The sequence below is a fragment of the Desulfovibrio biadhensis genome (assembly GCF_055388615.1).
Window position 1 is genome coordinate 4635357 of sequence record NZ_AP042477.1, and the last position, 26218, is coordinate 4661574.

At 53.1% G+C, this 26218-nt stretch carries 27 protein-coding genes; 7 read left to right on the forward strand and 20 right to left on the reverse strand.

The genetic code is table 11. The annotated features are described in order from the left end of the window. Positions 1 to 52: 52 nt before the first annotated feature. From ACZ5EH_RS20100 to fabD, 18 genes are all read right to left on the reverse strand, one after another. Positions 53 to 844 carry an ABC transporter ATP-binding protein gene (locus ACZ5EH_RS20100; RefSeq protein ID WP_464275650.1) on the reverse strand — a complete coding sequence of 264 codons (792 nt, stop codon included), beginning with the start codon at positions 842 to 844 and terminating at the stop codon, positions 53 to 55. 127 nt (positions 845 to 971) lie between these two features. Continuing rightward, positions 972 to 2288 carry an ABC transporter substrate-binding protein gene (locus ACZ5EH_RS20105; RefSeq protein WP_464275651.1) on the reverse strand — a complete coding sequence of 439 codons (1317 nt, stop codon included), beginning with the start codon at positions 2286 to 2288 and terminating at the stop codon, positions 972 to 974. 50 nt (positions 2289 to 2338) lie between these two features. Then, the gene (locus ACZ5EH_RS20110; protein ID WP_464275652.1) at positions 2339 to 3385 is read right to left on the reverse strand and encodes a branched-chain amino acid ABC transporter permease; all 1047 of its coding nucleotides are present in this window, start codon (positions 3383 to 3385) and stop codon (positions 2339 to 2341) included. A gap of 2 nt (positions 3386 to 3387) precedes the next feature. After that, positions 3388 to 4275, reverse strand: coding sequence for a branched-chain amino acid ABC transporter permease (locus ACZ5EH_RS20115; RefSeq protein ID WP_464275653.1), 888 nt, complete (start codon positions 4273 to 4275; stop codon positions 3388 to 3390). A 23-nt stretch (positions 4276 to 4298) separates the two neighbouring features. After that, positions 4299 to 6185, reverse strand: coding sequence for an AMP-binding protein (locus tag ACZ5EH_RS20120; RefSeq protein WP_464275654.1), 1887 nt, complete (start codon positions 6183 to 6185; stop codon positions 4299 to 4301). Positions 6186 to 6420: 235 nt separating this feature from the next. After that, positions 6421 to 7203, reverse strand: a complete 783-nt coding sequence (locus ACZ5EH_RS20125) for an ABC transporter ATP-binding protein (RefSeq protein WP_464275655.1) — start codon at positions 7201 to 7203, stop codon at positions 6421 to 6423. Continuing rightward, entirely contained in the window at positions 7203 to 7865 is a 663-nt protein-coding gene (locus ACZ5EH_RS20130) for a CBS domain-containing protein (RefSeq protein WP_464275656.1), read from the reverse strand. Before ACZ5EH_RS20130 ends, ACZ5EH_RS20125 begins: the two co-directional genes overlap by 1 nt. Before the next feature lie 495 nt (positions 7866 to 8360). Beyond that, positions 8361 to 8921 carry a hypothetical protein gene (locus ACZ5EH_RS20135; RefSeq protein WP_464275657.1) on the reverse strand — a complete coding sequence of 187 codons (561 nt, stop codon included), beginning with the start codon at positions 8919 to 8921 and terminating at the stop codon, positions 8361 to 8363. Positions 8922 to 9053: 132 nt separating this feature from the next. Next, complete coding sequence (locus ACZ5EH_RS20140; RefSeq protein ID WP_464275658.1) at positions 9054 to 9353, reverse strand: putative quinol monooxygenase; 300 nt, start codon at positions 9351 to 9353, stop codon at positions 9054 to 9056. Positions 9354 to 9459: 106 nt separating this feature from the next. Next, positions 9460 to 10224 (reverse strand): MlaA family lipoprotein, encoded by a 765-nt coding sequence (locus ACZ5EH_RS20145; protein WP_464275659.1) that lies wholly within the window; start codon positions 10222 to 10224, stop codon positions 9460 to 9462. Between the two features lie 286 nt (positions 10225 to 10510). Continuing rightward, complete coding sequence (locus tag ACZ5EH_RS20150; protein ID WP_464275660.1) at positions 10511 to 11113, reverse strand: MlaC/ttg2D family ABC transporter substrate-binding protein; 603 nt, start codon at positions 11111 to 11113, stop codon at positions 10511 to 10513. Positions 11114 to 11147: 34 nt separating this feature from the next. Beyond that, positions 11148 to 11594: an outer membrane lipid asymmetry maintenance protein MlaD gene (gene mlaD, locus ACZ5EH_RS20155; protein ID WP_464275661.1), complete on the reverse strand. Its 447-nt coding sequence runs from the start codon at positions 11592 to 11594 to the stop codon at positions 11148 to 11150. Positions 11595 to 11679: 85 nt separating this feature from the next. Beyond that, positions 11680 to 12516 carry an ABC transporter ATP-binding protein gene (locus ACZ5EH_RS20160; protein ID WP_464275662.1) on the reverse strand — a complete coding sequence of 279 codons (837 nt, stop codon included), beginning with the start codon at positions 12514 to 12516 and terminating at the stop codon, positions 11680 to 11682. Between the two features lie 19 nt (positions 12517 to 12535). Further along, the gene (locus tag ACZ5EH_RS20165; RefSeq protein WP_464275663.1) at positions 12536 to 13354 is read right to left on the reverse strand and encodes an MlaE family ABC transporter permease; all 819 of its coding nucleotides are present in this window, start codon (positions 13352 to 13354) and stop codon (positions 12536 to 12538) included. Positions 13355 to 13524: 170 nt separating this feature from the next. After that, entirely contained in the window at positions 13525 to 14076 is a 552-nt protein-coding gene (locus ACZ5EH_RS20170; RefSeq protein WP_464275664.1) for a pyruvoyl-dependent arginine decarboxylase, read from the reverse strand. Between the two features lie 51 nt (positions 14077 to 14127). Beyond that, the gene (locus tag ACZ5EH_RS20175) at positions 14128 to 15054 is read right to left on the reverse strand and encodes an SPOR domain-containing protein (RefSeq protein WP_464275665.1); all 927 of its coding nucleotides are present in this window, start codon (positions 15052 to 15054) and stop codon (positions 14128 to 14130) included. Between the two features lie 71 nt (positions 15055 to 15125). Next, complete coding sequence (argS, locus tag ACZ5EH_RS20180) at positions 15126 to 16805, reverse strand: arginine--tRNA ligase (protein ID WP_464275666.1); 1680 nt, start codon at positions 16803 to 16805, stop codon at positions 15126 to 15128. Positions 16806 to 16939: 134 nt separating this feature from the next. Continuing rightward, a complete protein-coding gene (fabD, locus tag ACZ5EH_RS20185) occupies positions 16940 to 17896 on the reverse strand; it encodes an ACP S-malonyltransferase (RefSeq protein ID WP_464275667.1) in 957 nt (318 codons plus the stop codon). 155 nt (positions 17897 to 18051) lie between these two features. Here fabD and ACZ5EH_RS20190 point away from each other — a divergent pair, with 155 nt between their 5' ends. The 7 genes from ACZ5EH_RS20190 to ACZ5EH_RS20220 all read left to right on the forward strand — a co-directional run bounded on the left by ACZ5EH_RS20190 (position 18052) and on the right by ACZ5EH_RS20220 (position 23691). After that, on the forward strand, positions 18052 to 18744 hold the full coding sequence (locus ACZ5EH_RS20190) for a 16S rRNA (guanine(527)-N(7))-methyltransferase RsmG (protein WP_464275668.1): 693 nt from the start codon (positions 18052 to 18054) through the stop codon (positions 18742 to 18744). 179 nt (positions 18745 to 18923) lie between these two features. After that, the gene (locus ACZ5EH_RS20195) at positions 18924 to 19916 is read left to right on the forward strand and encodes a metal ABC transporter solute-binding protein, Zn/Mn family (protein WP_464275669.1); all 993 of its coding nucleotides are present in this window, start codon (positions 18924 to 18926) and stop codon (positions 19914 to 19916) included. Next, a complete protein-coding gene (locus ACZ5EH_RS20200) occupies positions 19916 to 20713 on the forward strand; it encodes a metal ABC transporter ATP-binding protein (protein ID WP_464275670.1) in 798 nt (265 codons plus the stop codon). Before ACZ5EH_RS20195 ends, ACZ5EH_RS20200 begins: the two co-directional genes overlap by 1 nt. Continuing rightward, entirely contained in the window at positions 20713 to 21543 is an 831-nt protein-coding gene (locus tag ACZ5EH_RS20205; protein ID WP_464275671.1) for a metal ABC transporter permease, read from the forward strand. The genes ACZ5EH_RS20200 and ACZ5EH_RS20205 overlap by 1 nt, the downstream gene beginning before the upstream one ends. Before the next feature lie 2 nt (positions 21544 to 21545). After that, on the forward strand, positions 21546 to 22025 hold the full coding sequence (locus ACZ5EH_RS20210) for a Fur family transcriptional regulator (RefSeq protein ID WP_464275672.1): 480 nt from the start codon (positions 21546 to 21548) through the stop codon (positions 22023 to 22025). Positions 22026 to 22052: 27 nt separating this feature from the next. After that, positions 22053 to 22643, forward strand: coding sequence for an NAD(P)H-dependent oxidoreductase (locus ACZ5EH_RS20215; RefSeq protein WP_464275673.1), 591 nt, complete (start codon positions 22053 to 22055; stop codon positions 22641 to 22643). Between the two features lie 313 nt (positions 22644 to 22956). Then, positions 22957 to 23691, forward strand: coding sequence for a hypothetical protein (locus ACZ5EH_RS20220; RefSeq protein WP_464275674.1), 735 nt, complete (start codon positions 22957 to 22959; stop codon positions 23689 to 23691). Between the two features lie 6 nt (positions 23692 to 23697). Here ACZ5EH_RS20220 and larC read toward each other — a convergent pair whose 3' ends face one another. Together larC and ACZ5EH_RS20230 are read right to left on the reverse strand one after the other, a co-directional pair. Continuing rightward, the gene (gene larC / locus ACZ5EH_RS20225) at positions 23698 to 24876 is read right to left on the reverse strand and encodes a nickel pincer cofactor biosynthesis protein LarC (RefSeq protein WP_464275675.1); all 1179 of its coding nucleotides are present in this window, start codon (positions 24874 to 24876) and stop codon (positions 23698 to 23700) included. Positions 24877 to 24996: 120 nt separating this feature from the next. Next, positions 24997 to 26148 carry an aldo/keto reductase gene (locus ACZ5EH_RS20230; RefSeq protein ID WP_464275676.1) on the reverse strand — a complete coding sequence of 384 codons (1152 nt, stop codon included), beginning with the start codon at positions 26146 to 26148 and terminating at the stop codon, positions 24997 to 24999. Positions 26149 to 26218: the final 70 nt, after the last annotated feature.

Here is a 26218-nt window from a genome sequence, read left to right on the forward strand (position 1 = left end):
CGCCTCTACTCTGTGAAAAAAAGACCCCCAAAGGAGCAGGGTTCATGCGTGTTTACCCCAACCAGCGTTTGCGACGACGGTAATGTTTCACGTCGCGGTAGCTGCGTTTGTCCCCTCCTTGCGAAAGTCCCAGGTAGAACTCCTGCACATCGGGGTTGTTCAGCAAATCCTGCGCCGGACCATCCATGACGATGCGACCGCTTTCCATGATATACCCCATGGAAGCGATATTCAAGGCGGCACGGGCGTTTTGCTCAACAAGCAGGATGGTAACGCCCTCTTCCTGATTGACGCGGCTGATTATTTCAAAAATTTCCTCCACCAGCAGCGGCGCAAGTCCCAGTGAGGGTTCATCCAGAAGCAACAATTGTGGCTTGGCCATGAGTGCGCGCCCAATGGCCAGCATTTGCTGCTCCCCTCCGGACATGTAGCCGGCAAGCTGTTTGCGGCGTTCCTTGAGACGAGGAAAGTAGGTGTAAACACGCTCCAGACTATCGGCGTATTCCTTACGAGGGCGCGTATAAGCGCCGCATCGCAGATTTTCTTCAACACTCAAGTCTTCAAACACTCTGCGCCCTTCCATGACCTGAAATATCCCCATGCGCACTATCTTATCCGCAGTGTCATGGGTGATGTTGCGCTCTAAATATCGTACGGCGCCTTCAGTGACTTCGCCATCATCTGCAAGCAACAACCCGGAGATGGCTTTCAGGGTGGTGGACTTCCCCGCCCCATTGGCGCCAAGCAGGGCCGTAATCCGCCCTTTTTCAGCACGTAAGGAGAGCCCCTTCAGCACAAGAATAACGTCGTTATAAACGACCTCTACGTTCTCAACCTGAAGCATATACACCGTAGGGCTCCTTCGAACTTAGCATTTTCCGCAGACACCAGACTTATGTGCAAGGGGGGAGACCTGCATGACGCAAGTCTCTCCCTCTGCACGGGGCATTATAATCGTTCAACAAGAACAGCTACTTACCGAGCCATTCAGGTTTGCGTTCCAGCGTTTCGGTGGTAATCAGCTCCAGGCTGCCGTCTTTGAGACGGTAGAGCTTCACCGCCATATTGGGCCGGTGATCGTCTGGAAAGTAGCTGATAGGCGGCGTCAGCCCCATGGGGTCGTAATCCCGCAGGGTTTCCAATGCGTCCTTGATTGCGGGGCCGGTTATATCCCCTTTTTCAGCGGCGACACGGATACCCTCGGCCATGACCAGCATGGAGGCGAAGCCGCGAATGTAGTGCGACATCTTCACTTCACCGCCGGAAAGCTCACGGATCAGCTTCGAGCCTTCGGTGTCGTCGTTATACACGGCGGCCGTCTGCAGGCTGATGTGTCCATTGGCGGTATCGCCGGCAAGCTTGAAGGAATTTTCATCAGCGCCCCAGATATTGATGAAGAATGTGGCGTCCATTTGCAGTTTTTTGGCGTCTTTCATGATGACGGCGGCCGAGGGCGTGGTGCCGCCGATCCAAATAAAATCGGGTTCGGCCTTTTGCAGCCGCAGCAGTTGCGTCGTGGCGTCCGTTGCCTTGAGCCCCACATTTTCCTCGCCTACGATCTCAAAACCCAACTCCTCTGCGTATTCCTTGCCTGCCGGAATAGGCGCCAGTCCATAGGGGTGGTCGGGGTATATGAATGCCACCCTGGGGGCGCGCTCCTTATCCCAGTTTTCCTTCAAAAACTTCAGGGCGGCGCGCATTTGCGTGGAGTAGTCTGCCGCGTTGAAGAAATTATAGGGGGCTTTTGCAGGGTCGGTCAGATGCGCGGAGTAGGACGCTGACAAGGTCGGTATCTGATCCTTGCCAACAAAGGCGGTCAATGCCTCTGTATCCCCTGTTCCCCAACCTTGCAGCGCCACCATGCCTTCGTTCTTGAAGCGCTTGTATGCGGTCAACGCCTGTTGCACGTCGTAGGCGTAGTCCACCTGCAGAGCTTCAATCGGGTGGCCGGCAATGCCGCCGTTGGAGTTGATCCACTTGATGCAATCCATGACACCATCAGCATAAGGCGCGCCCACAGACGACGTGGGGCCGCTCAAGTCTGACAATACACCAATCACGATGGGCGTTTTTTCCGTTGTGGCGTCTTCTGCAGCAGCAGCTTGTTCCTGTTTTGCCGGGGTCGTAGCGCTTTCGCTCCCTTCTGCGGATGCCTTTGCAGGCGCTGCCTCTTTCTGCTCGGTGGCGGCAGGCTCCTTGGCTGGTTGCTCTTTTGTTTCTTCCTGCGAACAACCCATAGCCAGCGCAATGGCGGCCAACAGGGCAAGCAACAGAATCAATCGTTTCATGACATTCTCCCGTAGTTCTGGTTTGACCTGTACTATGTAACCCGGCTGCCTCAATAGGCAAAGGGGTAGAGTTTCCAGTAGGATTTCAGAAGCCTCCAGCGTCTGACAAGCCCTTCTGGTTCAAAAATCAAAAAAAGCATGAGCACCAGGCCGAATATGCCCCCCTTCATGGCAAGAAAATAGTTGCTGACATCCGGAAAAAAACTCCCCGCCCAGGCCGCCAATGTATTCAACACCTCTGGCAGCAAAGTAAGGAACACTGCGCCAAATACACTGCCAAGAATACTGCCCAGCCCCCCGATGATGATCATGGCCAGGTAGTTGATGGAAAGTCCGATACCAAAGGGTTCCGGGGTCAGGTACATGGTGTAGTGCCCCCATAATCCACCTGCTATTCCAGCCATGAAAGAGCTGACTGCAAAAGCTTGGAGCTTATAGGAAAAAAGGCTGACGCCCACGATCTCGGCAGAGAGGTAATAATCTCTTATCGCCACGAAGGCGCGCCCGGGGCGGGTGCGCATGAGGTTAGACGTGGCAAGGGTGACAAGTATGGCAAAGGCAAAGGTCAGATAGAACATGCGGGCGTCGTTATCGAAGCTGAACCCAAATATTTCAGGAGAGGCCACAGGCACTCCATTGAGTCCTCCCGTCACGGCATCCCAATGCAGAAAAACGTATTCGAGGATGAGTTGTGCGGCCAATGTTGCAATGGCCAGATAAATGCCCTTGAGCCGCAAGGAAGGAATGCCGAAAAACATGCCCACCATTGCGGTGACGCCGCCGCCAAGCAGCAATGCCGGCACAAAGGGCACGCCATGGCGCGCGAACCAGGCTGTGGCATAGGCCCCTACCCCCACAAAGGCACCGTGCCCAAGAGATATTTGCCCACAGACGCCAGTCAGCAGATTCAAGGATACCGCGCCTATGACTGCAATATTTATAAGGTTCAGTACGGACAAATGGTAACTGTTCAACGTCAAGGGGCACAACAGCATGGCAAGGATGAAAATTCCCATGCAGACTTTGACGAACCGGGTTTGAAAAAGTTGCGCTTCCTGCCGGTAGCTGGTGAAAAAGAGACCGCACTTTCCCTGCATGATTATACCCGCTCGATTTCTTCAGTGCCGAACAAGCCGTGGGGCTTGATCATGAGGATGATTACCAAAAATATGAATGCCGCAACTTCCTTGAATCCGCCCAAGTCAAAAAATTGCTTAGCCACGCCATCGCAGATATTTTCGAGAACCCCGATGACCAGCCCCCCGACGGCTGCGCCAAGGAGGCTGTCCAGCCCGCCCAGGATCACTGCGGGAAAAACCTTGAGCCCCAGATGCCCCAATTGGGAATTGATGCCGTTTATATTGCCGAGAATCACACCGCCTATGCTCGAAACCACGGCCGCAATGCACCAGGACAAAGCGAAAATGTTCTTGATACCGATGCCCATGCTCATGGCCGCCATCTGATCAAAGGCAGTTGCCCGCATGGCAATGCCCAGACGGGAGAATTTGAAATAGAGCGAAAATACAGTGAACAACATGCCGGCAAGCACAAAAGCCGCGATGTACACGGGCGCAACAGGCAGGCCGGCAATCACAACCGGTGTCTGTGGCAGCACCTGGGGAAAGACCTGTATCTGCGTGCCCCAAAAAAGCTGCACAAGCGCCTTGAGAACCGTGGAAAGCCCCACCGTGACCATTATGACGCTGATAATGGGTTCACCAATGAGCGGCCGCAACACCATACGCTCGATAAGCAACCCCAGAACAACGGAAAAAACCAATGTCATCAAGAAGGAAACCAAAAACGGGAGCTGGAATTGTACGGTCAGCGAAAAGCAAATATAAGCGCCGACCATTACCAGTTCTCCCTGGGCGAAATTCACGACCTTGGTCGCCTTGTAGATTATCACAAACCCAAGAGCCACCAGGGAATAGATGCTCCCCACGACCAGGCCGTTGATGATGAGCTGGATGTAATATTCCATGCATGTCTCCCAGCGCTGCAGCGTTATATGTGTTGGATGCGAATCGCACCGCACATATCCCGCGTGCGGCCATCCTGGTATTGGATGCAGGAGGCCAGTTCAATGACATCCCGGTCCGAATAGAGCCCCTCGATGAGCTCGCCGTAACGCTCCCCTACCATACCGCGACGCACTTTCCGCGTGCGGGTCAGCTCTCCATCATCCGCATCCAATTCCTTGTAGAGTAAGGCAAACCGCTCTATACGCGTGTTCTCCGGCAAGGAATCATTGATGCTCCGAACTTCCTCCGCCACCAGGTCGTATATTTCGGGCTTTGCCGCCAGATCCTGATAGGTGGTGTAGGTCAACAGATTGCTCTCAGCCCAGCGGCCTACAATTTCGTAGTCGATGCAAATTATGGCGGCGATGGCGTCGCGTTTATTTCCCAGCACCACGGCCTCTTTTACATAGGGCGAGAACTTCAGCTTGTTTTCCATGAACTGGGGCGAGAAGCGGGTGCCGTCTCGCAAATGCATGACATCCTTGAGACGATCTATGACTATAAGCTGCCCGTTTTCATTGAAGAAACCGGCATCGCCCGAAAGCAGCCACCCGTCTCGAACCGTCTCCTGTGTCGCTTCGTCATTCTTGTAGTAACCAATAAAAACCGCGGGGGAGCGTGAAAGGATTTCCCCCTCATCTGAGATCACGATTTCTGTTTCAGGAATTGGTGCGCCCACAGAATCAAAATCAATGGCGCCGTCGCGATGTATGCAGGAAATACCGGCAATTTCGGTCTGCCCGTAAATCTGTTTCAGGTTCACACCCAGGGCGTGGAAAAACCGAAACGTATCCGGACCGAGGGCCGCCCCTCCTGTTGAGGCGGAACGGATGCGTGAAAAACCGAGGCGATCCCGCAAGGCGCGAAAAAGCCCCCATTGCGCAAACTTGTATGCCAATGCCAGGCCCACCCCAGGCTTGCGGCCGGAAAATACAGCGTCCGCATGGCGCATGCCAATGGGCAGAAAGAAATTATAAAGAACCCGCTTTAAGGGGGTGGTTTCCATAATTTTGACCTGCACCTTGGCGGTCATGTTTTCCCATACCCGCGGGGGCGAGAAAATCAGATGCGGACCAATTTCACGGATGTTTTCCTGGGTGGTGTCAGGCTCCTCAGGAAAATTCACGGTAAAGCCGAACAACAAAGCAGACGCGACAGCCATCATCTGCTCTCCCATCCAGGCCAAAGGCAAAAATGAAACAAACTCGTCGGTGGTGCGTTTTTCGTCCACTTCCCCCAGGTTCCAGGCCATGGCCAGCATGTTTCGATGAGAAAGCATGGCCAGCTTTGGGCGACCTGTCGTGCCGGAAGTTGTGGCAATGAGGCAGGGTTCATCCGGAGTACGCTCCTCCACCCACTGGCTGAACAAACCTGCATCGGCCTTGCCCAGCTCCCTTACCGATTCAAAGGAGAGAAGCCCCGGTGCATCATACCGTGAAAGCCCTTTGGCATCGTGATAAACAACGTATTCAAGGCTGGGCAGCGTACGCTGCAGTTCCAGCATCTTGTCGACCTGCTCCTGGTCTTCGGCAATCACAAGTTTGGCTTCCGCCAATTCGAAAATGTAGGCGATTTCATCGGCGGGGGCGTCCTGGTAGAGCCCAAGCGCCATTCCACCTATGGACTGTATGGCAAGCTCGGCCCACAGCCATTCAGGGCGGTTATCACCGATGAGGATGACAATGTCGCCCTTGCCGAGCCCAAGGGACTTCAAGCCGGCAGCAAAAGCAGCAGTTATGTCTGCGTATTGCTTCCAGGAATAGGGCTGCCAGACGCCCCACTCCTTTTCGCGCATGGCAACGGCATCTCCATATCGCGCGGCATTACGCAGCAACAGGTGCGGCAATGTAGTTTCATAGGGTCGAGACATATCCCCCCCAAAGGATAAGGAACATCATCACAAACGACGTGCCTGCCGTTGAGCAACGCTCAATTATTCTCGTGCGGTGATGTTCTGCGCAGATGCAATAGACGGCCTGCGTAAAGGAAGAGTACAAATCCCCGTACTTACTTGTTCATGAAAACGAGTCCAGGACGAATCCAGGTTTCGCTGGTCCTACACAGAACAAAGACGCCCAGTTCGTCTTTATCTGCGGCAGGAGGGGTCAGCGACCTAGGTAGACGCTGGAATCGCTCCCCAAGTAGGCAGCAATCACATCTGGATTTTGTTGCACCTCTTCGGGCGTGCCAGTGGCGAGCACGCTGCCGAAGTCCAAAACAACGACATGGTCGGAAATATCCATGACCACGCCCATGTCATGCTCCACGAGGAGCACGGTAACGCCCCACTCTTCATTGATATCCAGAATATAGCGGGCCATGTCCTCGGTTTCTTCGAGGTTCATGCCCGCCATTGGTTCATCGAGCAGAATCAATTCCGGTTCTGCTGCCAGAGCTCTGCCAAGCTCCACGCGTTTCTGAACACCATAGGGCAGTCGCCCTGCAACCTGATGCCTATAGGGCGACAGCCCCAGAAAATCTATCACATCTTCAACTCTGCGCCTGTGAGCGTCTTCTGCTCTGCGAGCCCTGCCCCAGTACATCATGGAAGAAAGGAGCCCGTATTGCATTTTACTGTGGCGCCCTACCATGAGGTTATCCAGTACGGATAAGCCCTTGAAAAGAGCAATATTTTGAAATGTTCTGGAAAGGCCAAGCTCGGTACGACGGTGGGGGGGCATCTTTAAAAGAGATTGCCCGTCAATGGATATTTCCCCTTCATCAGGGTGATAGCGCCCGCTGATGCAGTTCAGCATGCTGGTTTTGCCCGCACCGTTGGGTCCGATAAGAGAACAAATGTGTCCTTTCTCAACACTGAAGCCAACATGCAGCAAAGCTGCCAGCCCGCGAAACGTAAGCGTTACCCGAGAGACTTCGAGAAGTGCCATTATTCGCGCCACTCCGCAGCAAATGTTTCGGGTCCGGCCATCTGGTACCCGACATCAACCAACGCCTTGATGATTGGGCCAGGATCTTCGGTCTGCACCCGAAAAACAACCATGCGCCTGTCTTTGTGGTAAAAGGTGCCAGTGGCGATAATGCTGATGCCCATGGCTTTGATGATGCCCGAAACTTCGTGGATCACGCCGGGGCGGTCTACAACCTCGAAAACAATGCGAGAGCCACCCTGGTAGAGCCCCATTTCCTCCACCAGGACTTCAAGCATGACGCTACGGCTGATGTAGCCCAGGAGACGATTATCCGTGTCGACCACAGCCAAACCGGCCAGATCGTCATCATACATGCGCCGTGCAGCTTCCTCGATTTCCGCTTCCGGCAGGACATAAGGCACGTCCTTGCGCAATATTTTTTCCAGCCGCAGCTTTGACAGCAAATAATTCAGTTCGTGTTTGCTCAAACTCGTAGCCAGTGATGGCAAGGCTGCCTTTACATCTTCCTTGCTAACGTAGCCGACAAGCTGGTCACCATCCACTACGAGCAACATCCACAGTCGATTGTCCAGCATGATTTTTTCGGCTTCAGAAACCAGCATATCCTTGGTTCCGGTGGGAAAATCCCCACGCTTGAGCATCTTCAATCCGACGTACATGCCTTCTCTCTCCTTTCTGCCAGCTGGTCCCCGATAATTCGGGAACATGTCGGTAAAAACGCCGCTCTCATGCTGACGAGCCTACTTTCTGCCACAACCACACCCGGATGGCGCAGACTTTTCCGTCAACGGTTATCTCAGAACCATGAACGGCGCATATTGCCTATTCTCGCAGCAAAACAGGGTGCAACTTGCGAAGCATTCTGCTTCCATAATGGAAGAAAACGCCATGTCCATTGCAAACACCTTGCTCCTCAACAAAAATTTCTTTGTTATTACTGCTATCAACCAGTTTGCAGTAAGTAGTCAAGCACAAATAGAAATTTACTTATTTAACAATTTTGTTTTACACATGACATATCTTGATGACGTCCACAGAAAAACAACAAACCTCTTTCTGTTTGGTCAAAGCACATCATTGGTCACACAAAAAAAGCCGCCCACAACCAATATACATGGTTGCAGACGGCCAAAAACCGACGAGTATGTTCAATCTCAGGGTTCGTAGACAGGACGTCTTTTGGCAAACCTGTTCCATACGGCATTCTTTGAGGATTGCCCTACGCCAGTATCACCCACAAACTGAATACTTGAGTCCTGCATGACGTATACATTGTTGTACCGCAGTGATGATGTGACTACAACACCGTCAACTATTCGATAGTCTAGTACCAGTGCGTATTGTTGTTCAACAGAGACCTTCACACCTCTGCTCACCAGTTCAGAAACCAGGAAATCATAGAAGACCTGCTCAAAACGGGTATCCAATGGCTGGCGAACATAAACAGGTACGCCGCGAAGATCTATACGCTCCCCCAAGGAGAGCTGAACCCGCTCCGCAACCCTGGCGGCAATGCCCCTGAGCTGAGATGCGCTATTTTCCTTGCGCTCCTCGGCTGTTGGAGGCGGTGGCGGCAGTTGTTCAGCTTCTTTTTTCCCTTTTGCACACGCAGTGGGGGCGCTGGTGAAAACCAGAACCGCCAACAATAAAACTATAGAATAAAGGGCGCGCATATTCGCCTCCTTGGCTGTCGTCCATTCGGAAACGAGGGGCATGAACCGCCTCATTCGACTATTCGTCCGCCTGCGACGAAACTTTAGCACAACAACGAGTGGAGGTTATTATTGCCTTGGCACTGCGCCCCCTCCAAAAAGGGGCATACCTGCAGGGGGCAAAGAGAAAAACACTTAGAGCATGACTCTCCAAAGGCTTACATCCCGCGTATCTTCCAGATGCGGGGCGGTCATCTCCCTGAACTTTTTCAAATGGTCTGTTGCAAGGTGTTTATCAACCGCGTCCTGGTTTTCCCACACTTCATGAAAATATATCTTGGCGGAATCATCAAGGGGAAGATGCGGTACATAGGAGATACAGCCGTCCTCCTGCCTGGTGGCGGCAACAAGCTCAGGCAAAAAGTCAATGACTTCTTTGGGTATCTCAACCTTAAAGATGTTTACCGCTTTTACTACCACACGTTCCAAATGCATGTAGCGCCTCCTGTTTTGGCATCAAGTATCCTGCAAAAGAATACGGCGCGCCTTCCTGTCTCTTGGAAGACGCGCCGTAAGTAATTGTCATTGAATCTAAGAAGCGTCAGCGATTGTATTCGCGTCTTCTATTCTGCACATAGGCGTTACGGAAAGAAGTATAAGGATCAATGGCAGCTTCCCAAAGATCGTCGTAATTCTCTATCGTACCGGCAAAAGAAACAAACGTCCGCGTACCATAGGCTGTTCCACTCATCCACAGCGGATTACTGTAATTCAGGAAAAGAGGATCAATGTACGTAACAGGGTCAAAAAAGTAATCGCCTGCCGTCCCAAAGGAATCGCGCACGGTACTGGTTCCCAGAATAGGCCAGACAAGATAAATGCCTTCACCAAAGCCCCAGGCCTGCAGTGTTTGCCCAAAATCCTCTGGCGGCGTTGGGGCTGCTGCCTCCTTGTACTCAGTTATGTCCATGAAGCCCAATCCCCCAAACAGAGTGTTGCCAAGGAACCTGGACATTTCAACACCAGCTTCAACCACCTTGCCTTGCAGCAGGTTGTTCACGAAACGGATGGGGAACTTGATATTATAGAGGAAATTTTCCATGCCGGTGCGAACCTGGGTAGGGACAACATAGTTGTACCCTTTTCCCAAAGGGCGCAGCAGAACGCGATAAAGCCCGTCGTTGAAATAGAACCAGACCATGTTCCAGGGCTTGAGAGGGTCGGAAATGAGTACAGGTTCGTCCCCATAATCATCATCGAACCCCCCCTTATAGATCACACTGTTACGCTCGATTCCCTCTCTGGTCTGCGCTCGGGATTCCGACTTTGTCTCTACGGTGGGTAGTTCGCCAGCACTCAGCCCCAAATGTTCCTGCTGAAAAAATCTTTGAACGGTCAACGTATCAGCGGGAGTATGGGAACACGCAGCAGACGCCAGCAATAACACGGCGCAAAAAGCGAGCAACAGAAATCTGACGTTTACATGCATGACGGACAAGCCCCCCTTAAATAAGGGTTTTTACTAGTTCCTACCGCGATAGTAAAAAACGGAAGGCAAAACGATGGTGGGATTATTACCCGTATTGCCTCTTAAAGCAAGAAGCGTGCTATCTGCCATATTCATGGATCAAAAAGAAACTATGCCAATACTACTAGTTGGAGTTCTGTCCAATCTTCTTTTTCAATGCGCTGAGAAGATCTTCAGGTTTACCATTGACGAGAATCTCCATGAACTGGGAGCGGTAGTTTTTCACCAGACTTACACCCTCGATCACAACATCATACACCTTCCACCCCGTGTCCGTTTCAGTCATACGGTAGGCAATGGGGATGGTGTTATTGCTCTGGACGATGCGCGTATGCACTTCCACGTTTCCCCTGCTGCTGGTGCGGATGTCTCCATATTCAACACTTTCGTTTGAATAAGCTTGAATACGGTCAAGGTACTTGCCCCTGAGCAGACCGGAAAAATCCTTGATGAACTCCTGCTTCTGCGCGTCGGAAAAGCGCTTCCAGTGCACACCCACAGCACGGGCGGAAAGCTCCTCAAAATCAAAGATGCCGCCAATAATCTGCATCAGCTTGTCGCGTTCGGTCTGGTACGCAGGGGTACCTTTTTTAGCGGGGGTACTGAGCACGGAAAGCATCTCATCAATGGTGTTCTTCAGGGTCTCCTGAGCAGTTTGCGCCCCCCAAATTTGAGCGGGCAACAGAAGACAAATGGCGAAAACAAAAGGCAATATTTTTTTGGTCATATAAATCTCCAATGTTGACTAAAAAGGGCGAGTATTACACGTCGCCGAAAACGTACTTACTTATGAGTTCCTCAATGTCAATGGCGGATTCAGTTTCTGTAATTGAGTCGCCATTTTTCAACTTATCGGTAGCACCGCCAGGTGTCAGTTTGATGTATTTGTCTCCGATCAAACCACTGGTTTTTACGGAGGCAATTGTATCGACACTCAACGGCACACGATTCTCAATCTGCATCTTCACTATGGCTATGCCAAATTCCGGGTCCAGCGAAATGGCTGCCACAGTGCCTATGTGCACGCCTGCCATTTCCACATCAGCACCGGAACGCAGACCGGCCACCGAGGAGAACTTCGCGGTGAGACTGTAGCTGTCATTGCCGAAAATTTCGAGCTTGCCCAGCTTTATTGTCAGATACCCAACGCAAAGCAGGCAGATGAAAACAAATACCCCTACCCATAGTTCTTTTGAATACTTTTGCATGCGCTCCAGCCCTCTTGCTGCGAGCTTGGCATACCAGCCCAAAAGACAAGTGCCCCTTTCTTTTGGTCAGTATGCTGTTCACGGTCTAAAAATCACACGTTCCAATCTGGTTACTGATTTCCTCCTGCTCTTCCTCCAGTTCCGAAAGGTCAGGCATGCCGGAATCTCCGGGTTTTCTGTCCAGAAACTGTCGCAGGTAGGGATCATCAGTAGCACGCAACGTGTCGAGATCTCCGGCAAAAACAGCAGCGCCTTCATTCAGGACCATGGCGTAGTCTGCAATTGTATACAAACTTTGCAAATCATGGCTGACGACGACTATTGTGACGCCGAAGTGCTTGTTCATATTTACCAACAACTGATCCATAAGCGCTGAATTGATGGGGTCCAGACCGGATGTAGGCTCATCGCACAACAAAATAGGTGGATCCATCACCAACGCCCGGGCCAGGCCAGCGCGTTTGCGCATGCCCCCGGAAAGTTGCCCTGGGTAAAAATCTGCAAACTTCTCCAACCCTACAAGCCGCAACTTCAGCAAGACGACTTCGCGTATCGTATCAGGGTGCAGGGCAGTGTGTTCCTGCAAAGGCAAGCCCACATTTTCTCCCAGAGTCATCGAGCCCAAAAGCGCCCCATCCTGGAATAAAACACCCATGCGTCGGCGCAGGCAGCGTAAATCCTTGACGGCGAGCTCACAAATGTCGCGTCCTCCAAGGAGTATCCTGCCGGAAATCGGTAGGGAAAGCCCGAGGATATGGCGCAGCAATGTTGACTTGCCGCTCCCAGAGCCGCCTAGAATAACAGAAATTTTCCCTGCAGGAATATTCGCATTGATGTCCTCCAGGACCACGTATCCAGGGTACCCGACACTCAAATTTTCGAGCTTGATGTCCCAGGCTTTGGTTCTGGAAAGGCGTTTCACACTATTCTCCTTGCAGCTCTTACATCTGGAACGTTGTCAAAATGTAATCGCTCACCAGCACGCTGACGCAGGAAAGAACAACAGCAGACGTGGTTGAGTTGCTGACCCCTTCCGGGCCAACACTGTCAGTACGTAGGTGGGTAAAGAAACCGTGGAAGCAGCAAATCAAGGAAACCAGCACACCAAAGGCTATTGATTTGTAGAATCCCCCCATGACATCCGCCATGACCACACTGGTCTCGATACGTGCAAAATAATCGCCCGCATTGATTCCCAAAAGGACAACCCCTGAAAAATATCCGCCCAGAATGCCGATGACATCAAAAAAGGCCGTGAGCAGGGGAAAACAGATAATGGAAGCAGCCACACGCGGTGTAACCAGAAATCGTATGGGGCGCATGTCCATGACTTCCAGCGCGTCCACCTGATCGGAAATGCGCATGATGCCAATTTCGGCGGTCATGGCGGAACCGGCGCGTCCCGTAATCATGATCGCCGTCAGGACGGGACCAAGTTCACGGATCAAGGATAAGGAAACAGCAGCGCCAAGCAAACCTTCAGAACCAAACTTCACAAGGGTATAATACCCCTGCACGCCAAGGACCATACCCGTGAAAACGCCAACAAGGGCAATGACGAACATGGATTTTACACCAATAAAAAAAACCTGGTGCACAATCTTGGCCAGGAGCTTGGAAGAGGTAAACAGCTCGCGAAGCGCCTTGGCCAAAAAAATGGTCAAGGCGCCGAGCTCACTGACAAAAGCAAGAAACACGGAGCCCAGGATTTCAAACCCTCGTAAAAACAAGGGAAGACGCGTTTGATTATTCGTCTGCATGAAGACTCCTGGTCAGAACTGCCAAATCAGCCCAAGGTTTCCTTATTGTCTTCCTGCAAACACAGAAGGACACTTGACCTTTTGCTGTTTTGTTACGTTCTCTCTTCAACTTACCTTCAAGACCCGAGGGTTCCGGGCACACATTATTCGTACGGCTACTGCAGTAAAAACTACGGAAGAAACACCACAGCGGAAATCGTTGTGGACCACACTCCAGCCTGCCCTGTTGTTACGCAAGGGGCGGAAGCAGAGTTAATGATCTTTCCGCTCATAAGGTACAACTGACGGCGCTCATCATAGGCCTGCTCGGGATCGAACTCGATACCCAAGGTCGTAGCCAGCATTGTAGAGGCCAAATCTTCCGCAAAATCGCCTATTTCTTCTTCCTCGGCGCCAAAGGCAGTGTGCTCCGAGATGTAGCCGTAGTTAGCATAATCGGCTGGAAAAGCCATGCCCACGGCAGAGCCCACAAGGCGTCCCTTTTCATTGGTCGCATTACGGGCCATGACACAAAAAGTGATCTGTCCAGGATTCAGTTCCTTGACCCCTTCTTCAAGATTCAGCAGCTTACAATGGGGCGGGTAGATACTCGAAACATATACAAGATTGAGTTTCTCAATTTTGGCATCACGAAGAGCAAGCTCAAAAGATTGGAGCTTGTTCTTGTGGCGACCGATGCCTTTTGTGAAGAAGGCTTTTTTGGGAACAAAGGACTGATGCATGTGTGTGCCACCTCTCAATCAATGGCTTAATCGCGGCACTTCCGCCGCAAGTTACCGCCTGCTCAGAACCTTGGCAGGTTGGACGCTGGCCTGCCCGGCAAGAGGTGCCTTGGACCGCAGCAAGGGCTTGTCCACCCCAAGGCTCTTGAGTTTGGCTTTCATTTCCCTGGTATCGATGGGGCGCCCTTGAAAGAGCACTACCACCCGGTGCCAGTATTGCTTCTCGCCTTTTACGACTTTCACCTCAGACTTGAGTCCGAGGGAACGAACCTTGTCGCGAAATCTGAGCGCAGCCTCGGGCTTGCTCAAAGATGCTACCTGGTAAATATAGTTATAAACTGTCTGGTCCTGATTTTCATCATCCACGCCAAAAGATTCAGAAGCCTTTTCCTCAGAACCGGAAGTAGCCACCGGGCCACGTGCATCAATGCGGCTTTGCACCGGCTTGGTAGCTTCTGCAACTTTCTGGGGCGCCTGCACCGGGGCCTCCGCCTTGGCAGCGGATTTAACCTCGGGAGCAGCGTTTACGGCAGGCTGCGAAGCAGCCGCTTCCGCCTCCGGTGCAGCAGCAGCAACAGCAGGTTCTTCAGCTGCTACAGGCGTGCTATCTGCCTTGGCGATATTCTTTTCCTGAACTGTGCTGCCGGACGCAACAGGAGCTGCGTCCTTCTCTGCCTGGGCCTGTGCACTACCGGCTTTGCCTTCATCCCGCAACGCGTCGTGAAAGCGCAGGTCCTCAGGCTTGATCACCCCCGATTGCGCAGATTCCTGATGCGCCTCGGGCATGATCTTGGCGAGCTCGGGGAGCTGATCCTCAGGCTGGTACCCGCGCCCGACAAGCACACCAAAAATAAAGACCCAGACCACTCCCAAAACAAGAACTGTGCCCAGTCCCACTGCACCTGTCAAGGAAACTTCGAACCTGTAACGCTTTTGGCCGCTGCCTTTCTTTTCGCCCTTGTCGATCTCGAATTTCATAAGGACACCTCGCTACTGCGGCCGGCCACCGGCGTAAAAAGCCCTTTCCCTGCAGGTGCAGTTAAGATCGGTTACATCCGATCAGGGGCATTCACACCCAGCAACGCCAGGCCATTTTTAACAACGTGAGCGGCAGCCTGCATCAGCAGTAACCGCGCGCGAACAACCTCTGGTTCCTCGGCAGCCAGCACCTGGTGCACGGTATAGTACCGGTGCACCATGCCTGCCAGCTCCTGAAGATAGTAACTGACAAAATGGGGAGAGAGTTGCGTTGCAGCACTTGCAGCGGCATCCCCAAAACGCGCCATGAGTTTGAGCAGTTCAAGGTCCTCTGGGGTGTTCAAGGCGGCCAACTCGCCGCTCCCGGCCCGTGCGTCCTGCTCTAGATCAAGACTGCGCTCAGCAGCCTTGCGACGCAGCGAGCAGACCCGTGCATGCGCGTACTGCACGTAATACACCGGGTTATCCATGGTCTGCTGCTTGACCAACTCCAGGTCAAAGTCGAGCGGGCTATCGCTTTTACGTGAAAGAAAAATATAACGGGCTGCATCGGCGCCAACCTCGGCCACAACATCAGCCAGCGTCTCGAACATGCCGGCCCGGGTGGACATGGCGATCTGTTCGCCCCCCCTGAGCAGGTTCACGAGCTGCACCAGGACCACCTGGAAATCATCAGGATTCTGACCAAGCGCCTCAATGGCAGCCTTCATCCTGGGCACGTAGCCATGGTGATCTGCGCCCCATACGTCTACCAGCAACGAGAAACCGCGTTTGAACTTGTCATCGTGATAGGCGATGTCAGAAGCAAGGTAGGTCAGGTACCCATTGGACTTACGCAAAACGCGGTCTTTGTCGTCACCGAATTCAGTACTTTTAAACCAGAGCGCGCCGTCCTGCTCATAAGCCAAGCCGCGCTCCTTCAAACTATCAAGCGACTTTTCAACGCTGCCGCTGGACACGAGGGACGTTTCGGAAAACCAGACCTGATGCTCCACCCTGAAATCTTCGAGATCCTTCTTGATGCCTGCCATGATCTGCGCCACGGCGTAATCACGGCAAATGGCAACGGCAGCATCCAGTTCAGCAGTTTCAAGGGCGGCGCGGTCCTTTTCCAGCAGCTCCGCCGCCAGGTCCTTGATATAATCGCCCTTGTAGCCTTCGTCGGGCCCCAGGCCTTCGGGATAGGCGGGAGTGCGGCCCAAAATTTCCTGACAACGCCCCCATACTGAAGCGCCGAGCAGGAGCATCTGGCGACCTGCATCATTGATGTAGTACTCGGTGGCGGCATCGTGCCCGGTAAAACGCAGAATTCGGGCCAGACTGTCACCCAGGGCAGCGCCACGACCATGCCCTATATGCAATGGACCAGTTGGGTTTGCAGAGACATACTCCACCATGACCTTGCGACCATCACCAATAGAGGAGCGGCCAAACGCGTCCTGCTTTTCCAGCACCTCGTTCAAGGTCTTTTGCCAAAAGGCGGGAGTAAGGGTGAAGTTCAGAAAACCCGGCCCTGCAACATCCACGGCAGCAAGATTCTCCCCTCGCTCAAGGGCCGCAGCAGCCAGGCGCTCAGCCAGATCACGCGGTTTGGACTTGGCTTCTTTGGCCAGAATCATGGCGACATTACACGCCACGTCCCCGAACTGCTTGTCACGGGGCGGCTCCACAAGGGCTCTGGCAGGCCATGCCAGGTCCTGCTCCGCGAGGATATCCTGCAGGAGCGACTGTATGTAATCTTCTGCGCGCATACTTATTATTCCTTGTAGATAGAAAATCTAAAGCTTGTCTAGAAAAAAATGCTCTTCTTGCTCTTAAAAACCGAAAAAAAAAGGGAAACAAGGCGCTTTAATCCCTTTTTACTAAAAATAGCACCTGATAACGGCTAGAGAGCGTCGGCCTGTTCCACAGAACCTATTGTGGCTGTTTCCCAATCGTCCCCCTTATCCCCAAGATTGCCTTTCAGCAGTTTGGTCAGCACATTCTTGGGGCCAACCTCACAAAACCACCGTGCACCCGCATCGTACATGCCGGAAACAATTTCAATCCAACGCACAGAGCCAGTCATCTGACCGACCATGGTTTGCATGATCTGCTGCGCATCGCTTTGGGGTGCTGCCGTCGTGTTCATAAAAATGGGATGTTTTGCATTGCTCCAGGAGCATTTCTTCATCTGGCCGGCCAGTTCCTTAGCCGCTTCTTCCATATAAGGGCTATGAAACGCCCCACTGACTGGCAGGCGGACCAAGCGCCCCTTGCGTTCTTTGACCAGAGGCTCTGCAGCGGCAACCGCTTCTTTTTGCCCGCTAATGACATATTGCGCCGGGGAATTGTAGTTGGCCATCACCAGCATGCCACCACTCTCCTTGGCCGCTGCGTCCACAACTTCACGCACCTGCTCTTGGGAGAGTTTAAGCAACGCGGCCATGGCGCCCTTCCCTTCCGGATCTGCTTCAGCCATGAGTTTGCCACGCAGAGAGACAAGTTCCAGCACCTGATCGATGGGCAAGACCTCTGCCGCAGCAAGAGCGCTGTATTCCCCGAGGCTGTGGCCCGCCATGGCGAGCTCGCTGCAACGCGCCTTAAGCTTGCCGGCGATAAAAGCCCAAAGACTGACATTGACAACCGTCAAGGCAGGCTGCAAATATTTGGTTTCGGCCATGGCCGCGTCATCACCGTCCCAGTAGATTTCTCGCAAGGCGGCGCCACAGGCGGACTCGGCTTTTTTCCACATATCCATGGCATCCTTTGATGCCTCGGCAAGATCGCGCCCCATGCCTTTTTCCTGAGATCCCTGTCCGGGAAAGAGTACAGCGCAATTGGTGATAAGCGTATCGGTCATGATGCATCTCCTTGTTAGCAAAGCCAGGGTTAAGAGCAGGTCAATCAACCCTGAATTATTTCATACTGAACGTGAAGGCGACAAGTCGGTATTTCTGTCGGCGCTTCCTTTTTCATATCAAATTCTGCCAGCATGGGCTGGCCGCCTCATAGAGCATGAAGTCGCGTAGTGCAACTCCCTTTATTGCGGCAACCCCACCCCAGGTGCTGGCCGCATGCGCAGAACTGGGCCTTCCTTGTGATGCAGCACTGGCCGAGCATCTCTGCACCTATTTGAATTTACTGCAAAAATGGAATGCCCGCATGAATCTCGTGGGGGTGGACCATTGGCGTGGCATCCTTTCAACCCTCGTTGCAGACAGTTGGAGTCTGGCGGAATTTCTCGGTGAACTCCCGCTCCCTGAAAGTCCCCAAACCCTCGACCTTGGCGCCGGAGCAGGTCTTCCTGGCGTACCTTTACGCCTGCTATGGCAAAAGGGGCGCTACACCATGGTGGAACTGCGGGCCAAGAGGGCCATGTTCCTGCAACAAGTGCTCGCCTTCACCCCCCTTCCTGGCGTGGATGTATACGAAGGGCGTGCGGAGGACGCGATGGCGGCCCTGCCCCCCGGTAAAGAGGCCGACCTGATCCTGAGCAGGGCCTTCATGCCCTGGCGGGAGCTCATCAAGCTGGTGGCCGACCATCTTGCGCCCCGGCCAGAAAAAAACAATCGCCCAGGGGTGCTGGTCATACTGGCCAATGAGGCCCCACAGGGCGACTTTCCGTCCCCTTGGACCTTGCTCGCAACCAGGGAATATACCGTGGACGGCAAGGCGCGGTATTTTTGGGCGCTTACGCAATCTCTCTGATTGCTCCCCTGCCTCTTTCCTTCTTTTTTTCATAATCTCTGCCCCTCCCCCGAAACTTCGTGCGGCTATTGTATTGCCTCCCCGGTCGCTGATTCCTTGTTGACCAAATCGCATGCCTGGTGCATAGACTTAATCATGCAACTTAGTTGCATTGTACTGCAAACAACGAGGAGACCACCATGTCGCGTATTGCCAGTATCATATTTTTATTCGTCATTACAGCCATTTTCAGCTTTGCCCCTGTCTTTTCGGCCCCTGCCTCCGCCGCGAAACTGCCTGTATATGTAAGCATTATTCCGCAAGAATATTTTGCCAAACGCATAGGTGGCGAGCATGTGGACGTTACCGTCATGGTGCAACCCGGCGCCAGCCCTGCCACCTATGAACCCAAGCCGCGCCAGATGGCCCATTTGAGTAAAGCCCGGCTCTATTTTGCCATTGGCGTGCCCTTTGAAGCGGCCTGGCTCAGCCGCTTCCAAAGCGCCAATCCGAAGCTTCGCATTGTGCATACGGATGCAGGCATTGAAAAACGCCCCTTGCCGCATCACGTGCATCAGCATGATGCGGCTGAACACCACGAAGAAGCTGCACACCATGAAGAAGCTGCACATGAGCACGAACATCAAGGCGAAGCTGAACACTACGACGAAGCTGCACATGAGCACCATCACGAAGGAATCGCTGACCCACACGTTTGGCTGGCGCCTTCCCTTGCCAAAATAATCGCCACAAACATGGCCAAGGCGTTGGCCGAAGCAGATCCTGAAAATGCGGCGGAGTACAACGGCAACCTGGAGGCGTTTCTAAAGGATTTGGATGAACTGGACGCACAGATTCGCTCCATGCTTTCAGGTGTGAGCGCCCCTGATAATAAATTCATGGTGTTTCACCCGTCTTGGGGGTACTTTGCCCATGATTACGGGTTGGACCAACTTGCCATAGAAGTGGAAGGCAAGTCGCCAAGCCCAATAGAATTGCAAGAAATGATTTCACATGCCAAAGAAAACGGTGTGAAGGTTATTTTTGTGCAACCTCAATTTTCTCGCAAAAGCGCGGACGTTGTTGCCCAAGCCCTGGGTGGGGTGGTCGAACCGCTCAATCCGCTTGCGGAAGACTGGCGTGAAAACCTCATCCATACCGCCGCAACCATTGCCAAAGTATTGGGAAAATAATGACTGCCACCACAAAGGACGATCAATCCATACCTGTTGTTCGTATGGAAGGTGTCTGCTTCACCTATGACAATGCGCCTGTGCTGGAAGACATAAGCTTCCACGTCCAAAAAGGCGACTTCCTGGCTGTATTGGGACCCAACGGGGGCGGTAAGACCACTCTTTTGAAACTTATTCTGGGTCTTTTGACACCGGACAAGGGAACCATAGAGGTGCTGGGTGCACCGCCTCAAGACAGCTCTTGTCGCATCGGGTATGTGCCTCAGGTAGCCCCAAGCCAACAGAGCTTTCCCATAACGGTCCTGGAAGTGGCGCTAATGGGTTTGAAAAGTGGCAGGCTCCCTGGTTTTGGCTACCGGGCTGCTGATAAAAAGCGCGCCATGGATGCACTGGAACGTGTTGGCATGGCCGATATGGCGGCGCGTCGCATAGACGCTCTCTCCGGTGGGCAGCGACAACGCGCCCTCGTAGCCCGTGCCCTGGCCGGTGAACCAGATTTGCTGGTATTTGACGAGCCCACAGCCAACATAGACCCGCAAGGCAAACTCTGCCTCTATGAACTGCTGGCGACCCTGGAAAAAGGCATCACCATCATCCTGGTCAGCCATGACCCGGTTGTGGCTTCCGTGCAGGTTACGGCCATAGCTGCAGTAAACAGAACCATGATAATGGGCAACAGCAATCAACTGACGCCGGAAATGATCGCCCTGGTGTACGGCACGCACAAGCACTCCTGCCCGTTTGATTTGATCCTGCACGATCCCGGTAAAATCCTGCCCCAGTTCAGGGAACTTTGATGCTCGAAGTTTTTGATTATTCTTTCATGCAAAATGCGATGCTGGCAGGTATACTTGCCAGCATTGCTTGTGGCGTTATCGGCTCCATTGTTGTCGTCAACCGACTTGTCTTTCTTGCCGGGGGCGTTGCCCATGCCGCTTATGGGGGCGTCGGGCTGGCCTTTTTTTTCGGCTTGCCAGTCATGCCATGCGCTGTGGGGTTCACCCTTGGCGCCTCTGGTTTGATGGGCTGGGCCACTTTGCACCGCAGCGAGAGAGCCGACCCCCTTGTCGGCGTTCTTTGGGCGGCGGGCATGGCATGTGGTATCCTGCTACTGGACCTAGCCCCCGGGTACAATGTGGACCTGATGAGCTACCTTTTCGGCTCCATTCTCACGGTGCCCATGACGGATATCCAGATCATGGCCGGGCTTGATCTTCTGATTTTGCTGGCGGTCTGGTTTTTCTACAAAGACATCCTTGCGGTCTCTTATGACCGGGAATTTGCCCGAACTTGTGGTGTTCGGGTAAAGTTGCTCCATTTCCTGCTTCTGGGGCTGGTGGCCCTCTCCGTGGTGCTCGTCATCCAGGTTGTGGGACTCATACTGGTCATCGCCCTGCTCAGCATCCCCCCTTTTCTTGCAGAACGCAGTACCTCGCGGCTTTCCACCATGATGCTGGCCGCCACATTATGGAGCACGCTTTTCTGCCTGACCGGCCTTTTGGCTTCCTATTGGTTCAACCTGACATCAGGCGCAACCATTATCGCCGTGGCCACAATCTGCTTTTTTCTTTTTCAAGGAGCGGCCCTTTTCCGTGAACGCAGCCGCCGCTCCGCCAGAAGGCGATAGCCATGGATTCGTTTGAACAGATAGCTTCGCGCATGTTGCAAGAAAAGGACGTACAGCCGACCGAGCTGCGCGTTGCCGTACTCACCTGCCTTTTGCAAAATGCCGGTCCGTCTCCAGCGCAAGATATCCTGGAAAAAATCCGCGCCACCAGAACCATAAACAAGGTCACCTTGTACCGCATTCTGGATCTGTTGGTAGAACAGCAGCTTGCTTTACGTCATAGTTCCGGCGAACGTTCCTTCAGATATTGCGCCCTCCCGCATAGCCACAAAGACGGCCCTTGCATGCACTGCCATTTTCACTGTACCCGTTGTGGCGCCATGCAGTGTATTGACAGTCGCGAAATTCCCATGGATTGTAAGCGCCTCGTTGCGGCCATGCCGATGCGGGTGGAAAGCGTTGAAATCCGCCTGGACGGATTATGCCAAGCCTGTGAACATCAAAGTCTCCCCATGACACCTCAGAACACTCCCCACCCCTGAAACTATAATTCACACAAAGGATTCAAGATGCCGGTCTCACTCATCCTGGCCCACCCGGACCCGGACAGTTTCAACCATGCCCTTGCGCATACTGCGGCGGAGACCTGCCGCGAACTCGGTTTAGAAGTTAATTTTCACGACCTATACGCCGAAGGCTTCGATCCTGTGCTGCCGGCAAACGAAATCGCTCGGGAGGCGGCACTGCCCCCTTTGGTTCAGACACATTGCGAGGAAATTTCTACTGCTGAAGCGATTGTCGTGGTGCACCCCAACTGGTGGGGGCAACCTCCGGCAATCCTCAAGGGCTGGGTAGACCGCGTGCTGCGCCCCGGAGTTGCCTACCGCTTTGATACGGGCGACAAGGGTGAAGGCCTCCCCATTGGCCTGCTGCCGGCCAGGGCCGCCCTTGTTTTGAACACGTCGAACACGCCGGAACTGCGCGAAGAGGAAGATTTTGGCGATCCCCTTGAATCGCTCTGGAATGATTGTATTTTCTCATTTTGCGGTGTGCAATGTTTCCAGCGTCGCATGTTTCGTATCGTCTGCACCTCATCTCAAAAAAAGCGTGAACGTTGGCTTAATGAAGCCAAATTGCTGGTAAAAAGCACCCTGACCTGAGCCTCTCCACGTAGTATATCCCATGGAGGGTGGCGCCACAGACCCCTCCATGGGTTTGCCTCCCTCCTTTGCAACAAGCGCTACATTTTCAGTATGCTACACTTCCGTTCCTTCTGTTTTCTTCCCTTAGCGCAGGCGCCGCAGTAGCTGTTACCAAGGCCCCATCCCCACCTTTATTCTGGACTGATGGAAATATTCTCTTGCATGTAGGCCTTGCTCCACACGCCACCCTTGCATATAAAGGAAGGGGTATTCTGCAAACGGATTAAACACTTTTTTAAAGTTAAGCGGCGTTGAAAACGGAGACCGAACTGTGGAACGCAAACATCCGCAGAGCATTGAAACCACTTTGGATACTGCGTGGCGTACCGCTGCAAGCGCCACCAGGCACCACAGCCTGGTGGAGTCCTACCCCCTTGACCGGCTATACATTGAAGATCTGCAACGCTTGCGTGATTTTTTTCTGAAGAATTTCAAAGGGGTAACGATCCGTATTAACGACGCCTTGATAGAAAATCCATGGATGCTGGAGCATTTTCCTGAAGACAGCCTGAGCAGCATGGAACTGTCCCACCCCAGCATGGCCCTGCGTTTTGGTTTAGATGGCATCCGCTATCGTTACGAGCTTTCAGGTGAGGAATCCTTCAACCTCAAGCGCCACCAACTCCATGACATCGTGCAAACATCCATTAAGAAACGCCTGAAGAAACGGGACCGCAACCGTCGATTGATTGCGTTCAGGGTTTTGCTGGCCGAAGCGGTATTCATGGCCATGGTGCTGGCGTGGGTTGCGCCCACTGTCATTGCTGGGGTGGCAGTAGCCTGCCTGGCCTGCTACTTCATACACTCTACGCAACTGCTAAAACTCATAAGTACAGCTATTTGGGGCATTACCATCGGGATGCTGACATACCACATGCCCATGCTTCCCGGGGTATATTTCCTGCTCGTAGCAGGAATGATGGCGCTGGCGTATCTTTTTCACGGTTTTTTGTACGAAAAGCTGGACATTGAAAACGCCCTGCCTACAGACTTGCCGCCTGCGTAGTATAGATCACTTCCGATCCTTGTGAATGGCAGCATAGACAGCAGCCAAGGGTATGTTATTTTTGCGGGCGATCTCTTTGCATTCCTCAAATTCCGGCTTTGAGCGAAGGATCTCGCCATCCAACAGTGCATGTTTCATTGTAATCGCTCCAAATGGCGTTTCCACCCGCTCAAAACGCCTTTCCAATGTGATTTTTTCTAAAGGGAAAACCTTCACACCCAAGGTTGTAGTGTGCTGGAAAAGCAATTTCGTATAGAATTGCGCATCCTCCGCAGAACAAAGTACGGAAATCATCGTTGCGGGACGATTCTTCTTCATCATGATTGGTGTAAAATGCACGTCCATGGCGCCCTTCTCCATGAAAAAGTCCATGACATCACCAAGCATTTCAGCAGTCATATCATCAATATTGCACTGTAACAGACGCACATCTTCAGAGCCAAGGTCTTTGTTTTCCTGCACAACAGAAGCAAGATGCACCCGCAAGACATTGGGCAGTTCAGCTTCCCGATGCCCTATGCCGTAGGCAGTCTTCTCCACCACCATACGGGGGCGTTGGGTAAAAGTATCCGCCAGGGTAGCCATTATGGCAGCGCCCGTAGGCGTTGTCGCCTCATGGGGAACCGCTCCCCGCGAAGTGGGGGCGCCATGTAAAATTTCTGCTGTGGCAGGCGCCGGCACAGGCATGAGGCCATGCGCACACCTGACAAAACCACCCCCTAATTCTATGGGGGAGGACCAAACAGCGTCCACCTCCAGATGGTGGCGGCAAATGGCAGCGCCAACGATGTCCACTATGGAGTCCGTTGCGCCAACTTCATGAAAATGGACATCCTCAATGGCTTTTCCGTGGATTTTCGCCTCAACCACTGCAACCTTGCGAAAAATGGAGAGACTTGTGTCCTTGATGGCCTGATCCAGGGTGCTGTCCATGATGATTTTTTCAATGGTTGCAAGATTGCGGTGCCCTTTTGCAACATGACCATCCAAAAGACGCACGTTCACCCGCGTGCCATATATGCCGCAGCGTGAATCCTCGACAATCTCAAGCGCAAATTCATTTTCAAGTCCCAATTTGGCGAGTTCCGCACGTAGCAACTCTGGAGCAACGCCAAGATCAAGCATCGCGGCCAGATTCATATCGCCGCTGACGCCGGCAAAACAGTCATAATACAGTATTTTCATGGTTTGCTCGTCAATATCGGTTGCGCGGTTCGTCTTCCGAAAAAACGCTTCAGACTGGCTGCAACACAGAAGAGGTTCTCCCCTCCTGTGCTGCAGCCCATATCACGCTACTGTTGTGAATCAGACGCTTTCCATCTCTGCAGCCACCCGCTCCAGGACATCCGGCACAGGAATCTGCTGGGGGCACTTGTCCAGGCACTCGCCACAGGCAACACACTGCGAAGCAAGCCCAGGCTTACCATTGCCCACCATACCGCCGGCAAAGATACCATACAACCGCTTGCTCTCCGCAAATTCACCAAACATGTGCATTTTATTAAAAAAGTCGAAACAGGTGGGGATTTGCACATCCATGGGGCACGGCAGACAATAACCACACCCCGTGCAACCTACCTGCATAAGGTCGCGATAGGTGGCCTGTACGCGATCCACCAGTGCAAGCTCCTCGGGCTGCAGCGAATTTGGCAGGGCATCTTCTGCAATGGCGAGGTTTTGCGCAACCTGGCTCTCGTCATTCATGCCGGAAAGCACCACCGTCACTTCAGAATGGTTCCATACCCAGCGCAACGCCCACTCCACAGGGGCGCGTTTGATAGGGGCCTCATCCCAAATCGCAGCGATGGAGGCGGGAGGCTCAGGAATAGCCAGATTGCCGCCACGGAGTGGCTCCATGATAATCACGCCCAGCCCTTTTGCAGCGGCGTACTCCAGCCCTCTGGTGCCGGCCTGAAACTCCTGATCCAGATAATTGTACTGAATCTGGCAAAATACCCAGTCATAGGCATCCACGATACGCAAAAAATCATCCCCAAGACCATGGAACGAAAACCCGGCGTTGCCGATACGTCCATCCGCCTTTGCCTGATCCAAGAATTCCCGGATGCCAAGGGCGGCGACACTATCCCATGACGGGCCATTGAGCGCATGCACCAGGTAATAGTCAATATGGTCAGTGCCCAGCCGCTCCAACTGGGCGTTCAGGTACGTGTCCATGTCTTCGCGGCTTTTAATGAGCCAGGTGGGTAGTTTGGTCGCAACCTTGACCCGCTCCCTGTAGCCATCCTGCAGGGCCTTGCCGAGCAAGGGCTCGCTTTCGCCGTCATGATACGGCCAAGCCGTATCAACGTAATTCACACCCGAATCTATGGCGCTGCGTATCTGTGCAATGGCGCGCGGCTCGTCAATTATCCCATTGAGCATAGGCAAACGCATGCAACCAAAACCAAGTACCGAAAGGGAATCTCCGTTCTTGGGCATTTTTCTGTAAAGCATCAAGTACTCCTCGTCTTCTTGTTCATTGATCCAAAGCGCATCACAACTGCGCGCCAAATCACACGCGACA

Coding starts and splice junctions, on each gene's coding strand:
- ACZ5EH_RS20210 (WP_464275672.1), top strand. CDS start 21,546: ATGGATTCGTTTGAACAGATAGCTTCGCGCATGTTGCAAGAAAAGGAC.
- argS (WP_464275666.1), bottom strand. CDS start 16,805: ATGCGCGCAGAAGATTACATACAGTCGCTCCTGCAGGATATCCTCGCG.
- ACZ5EH_RS20105 (WP_464275651.1), bottom strand. CDS start 2,288: ATGAAACGATTGATTCTGTTGCTTGCCCTGTTGGCCGCCATTGCGCTG.
- ACZ5EH_RS20200 (WP_464275670.1), top strand. CDS start 19,916: ATGACTGCCACCACAAAGGACGATCAATCCATACCTGTTGTTCGTATG.
- ACZ5EH_RS20120 (WP_464275654.1), bottom strand. CDS start 6,185: ATGTCTCGACCCTATGAAACTACATTGCCGCACCTGTTGCTGCGTAAT.
- ACZ5EH_RS20140 (WP_464275658.1), bottom strand. CDS start 9,353: ATGCATTTGGAACGTGTGGTAGTAAAAGCGGTAAACATCTTTAAGGTT.
- ACZ5EH_RS20230 (WP_464275676.1), bottom strand. CDS start 26,148: ATGCTTTACAGAAAAATGCCCAAGAACGGAGATTCCCTTTCGGTACTT.
- larC (WP_464275675.1), bottom strand. CDS start 24,876: ATGAAAATACTGTATTATGACTGTTTTGCCGGCGTCAGCGGCGATATG.
- ACZ5EH_RS20195 (WP_464275669.1), top strand. CDS start 18,924: ATGTCGCGTATTGCCAGTATCATATTTTTATTCGTCATTACAGCCATT.
- ACZ5EH_RS20135 (WP_464275657.1), bottom strand. CDS start 8,921: ATGCCCCTCGTTTCCGAATGGACGACAGCCAAGGAGGCGAATATGCGC.
- ACZ5EH_RS20115 (WP_464275653.1), bottom strand. CDS start 4,275: ATGGAATATTACATCCAGCTCATCATCAACGGCCTGGTCGTGGGGAGC.
- ACZ5EH_RS20205 (WP_464275671.1), top strand. CDS start 20,713: ATGCTCGAAGTTTTTGATTATTCTTTCATGCAAAATGCGATGCTGGCA.
- mlaD (WP_464275661.1), bottom strand. CDS start 11,594: ATGCAAAAGTATTCAAAAGAACTATGGGTAGGGGTATTTGTTTTCATC.
- ACZ5EH_RS20150 (WP_464275660.1), bottom strand. CDS start 11,113: ATGACCAAAAAAATATTGCCTTTTGTTTTCGCCATTTGTCTTCTGTTG.
- ACZ5EH_RS20215 (WP_464275673.1), top strand. CDS start 22,053: ATGCCGGTCTCACTCATCCTGGCCCACCCGGACCCGGACAGTTTCAAC.
- fabD (WP_464275667.1), bottom strand. CDS start 17,896: ATGACCGATACGCTTATCACCAATTGCGCTGTACTCTTTCCCGGACAG.
- ACZ5EH_RS20175 (WP_464275665.1), bottom strand. CDS start 15,054: ATGAAATTCGAGATCGACAAGGGCGAAAAGAAAGGCAGCGGCCAAAAG.
- ACZ5EH_RS20125 (WP_464275655.1), bottom strand. CDS start 7,203: ATGGCACTTCTCGAAGTCTCTCGGGTAACGCTTACGTTTCGCGGGCTG.
- ACZ5EH_RS20165 (WP_464275663.1), bottom strand. CDS start 13,354: ATGCAGACGAATAATCAAACGCGTCTTCCCTTGTTTTTACGAGGGTTT.
- ACZ5EH_RS20170 (WP_464275664.1), bottom strand. CDS start 14,076: ATGCATCAGTCCTTTGTTCCCAAAAAAGCCTTCTTCACAAAAGGCATC.
- ACZ5EH_RS20100 (WP_464275650.1), bottom strand. CDS start 844: ATGCTTCAGGTTGAGAACGTAGAGGTCGTTTATAACGACGTTATTCTT.
- ACZ5EH_RS20110 (WP_464275652.1), bottom strand. CDS start 3,385: ATGCAGGGAAAGTGCGGTCTCTTTTTCACCAGCTACCGGCAGGAAGCG.
- ACZ5EH_RS20190 (WP_464275668.1), top strand. CDS start 18,052: ATGAAGTCGCGTAGTGCAACTCCCTTTATTGCGGCAACCCCACCCCAG.
- ACZ5EH_RS20130 (WP_464275656.1), bottom strand. CDS start 7,865: ATGTACGTCGGATTGAAGATGCTCAAGCGTGGGGATTTTCCCACCGGA.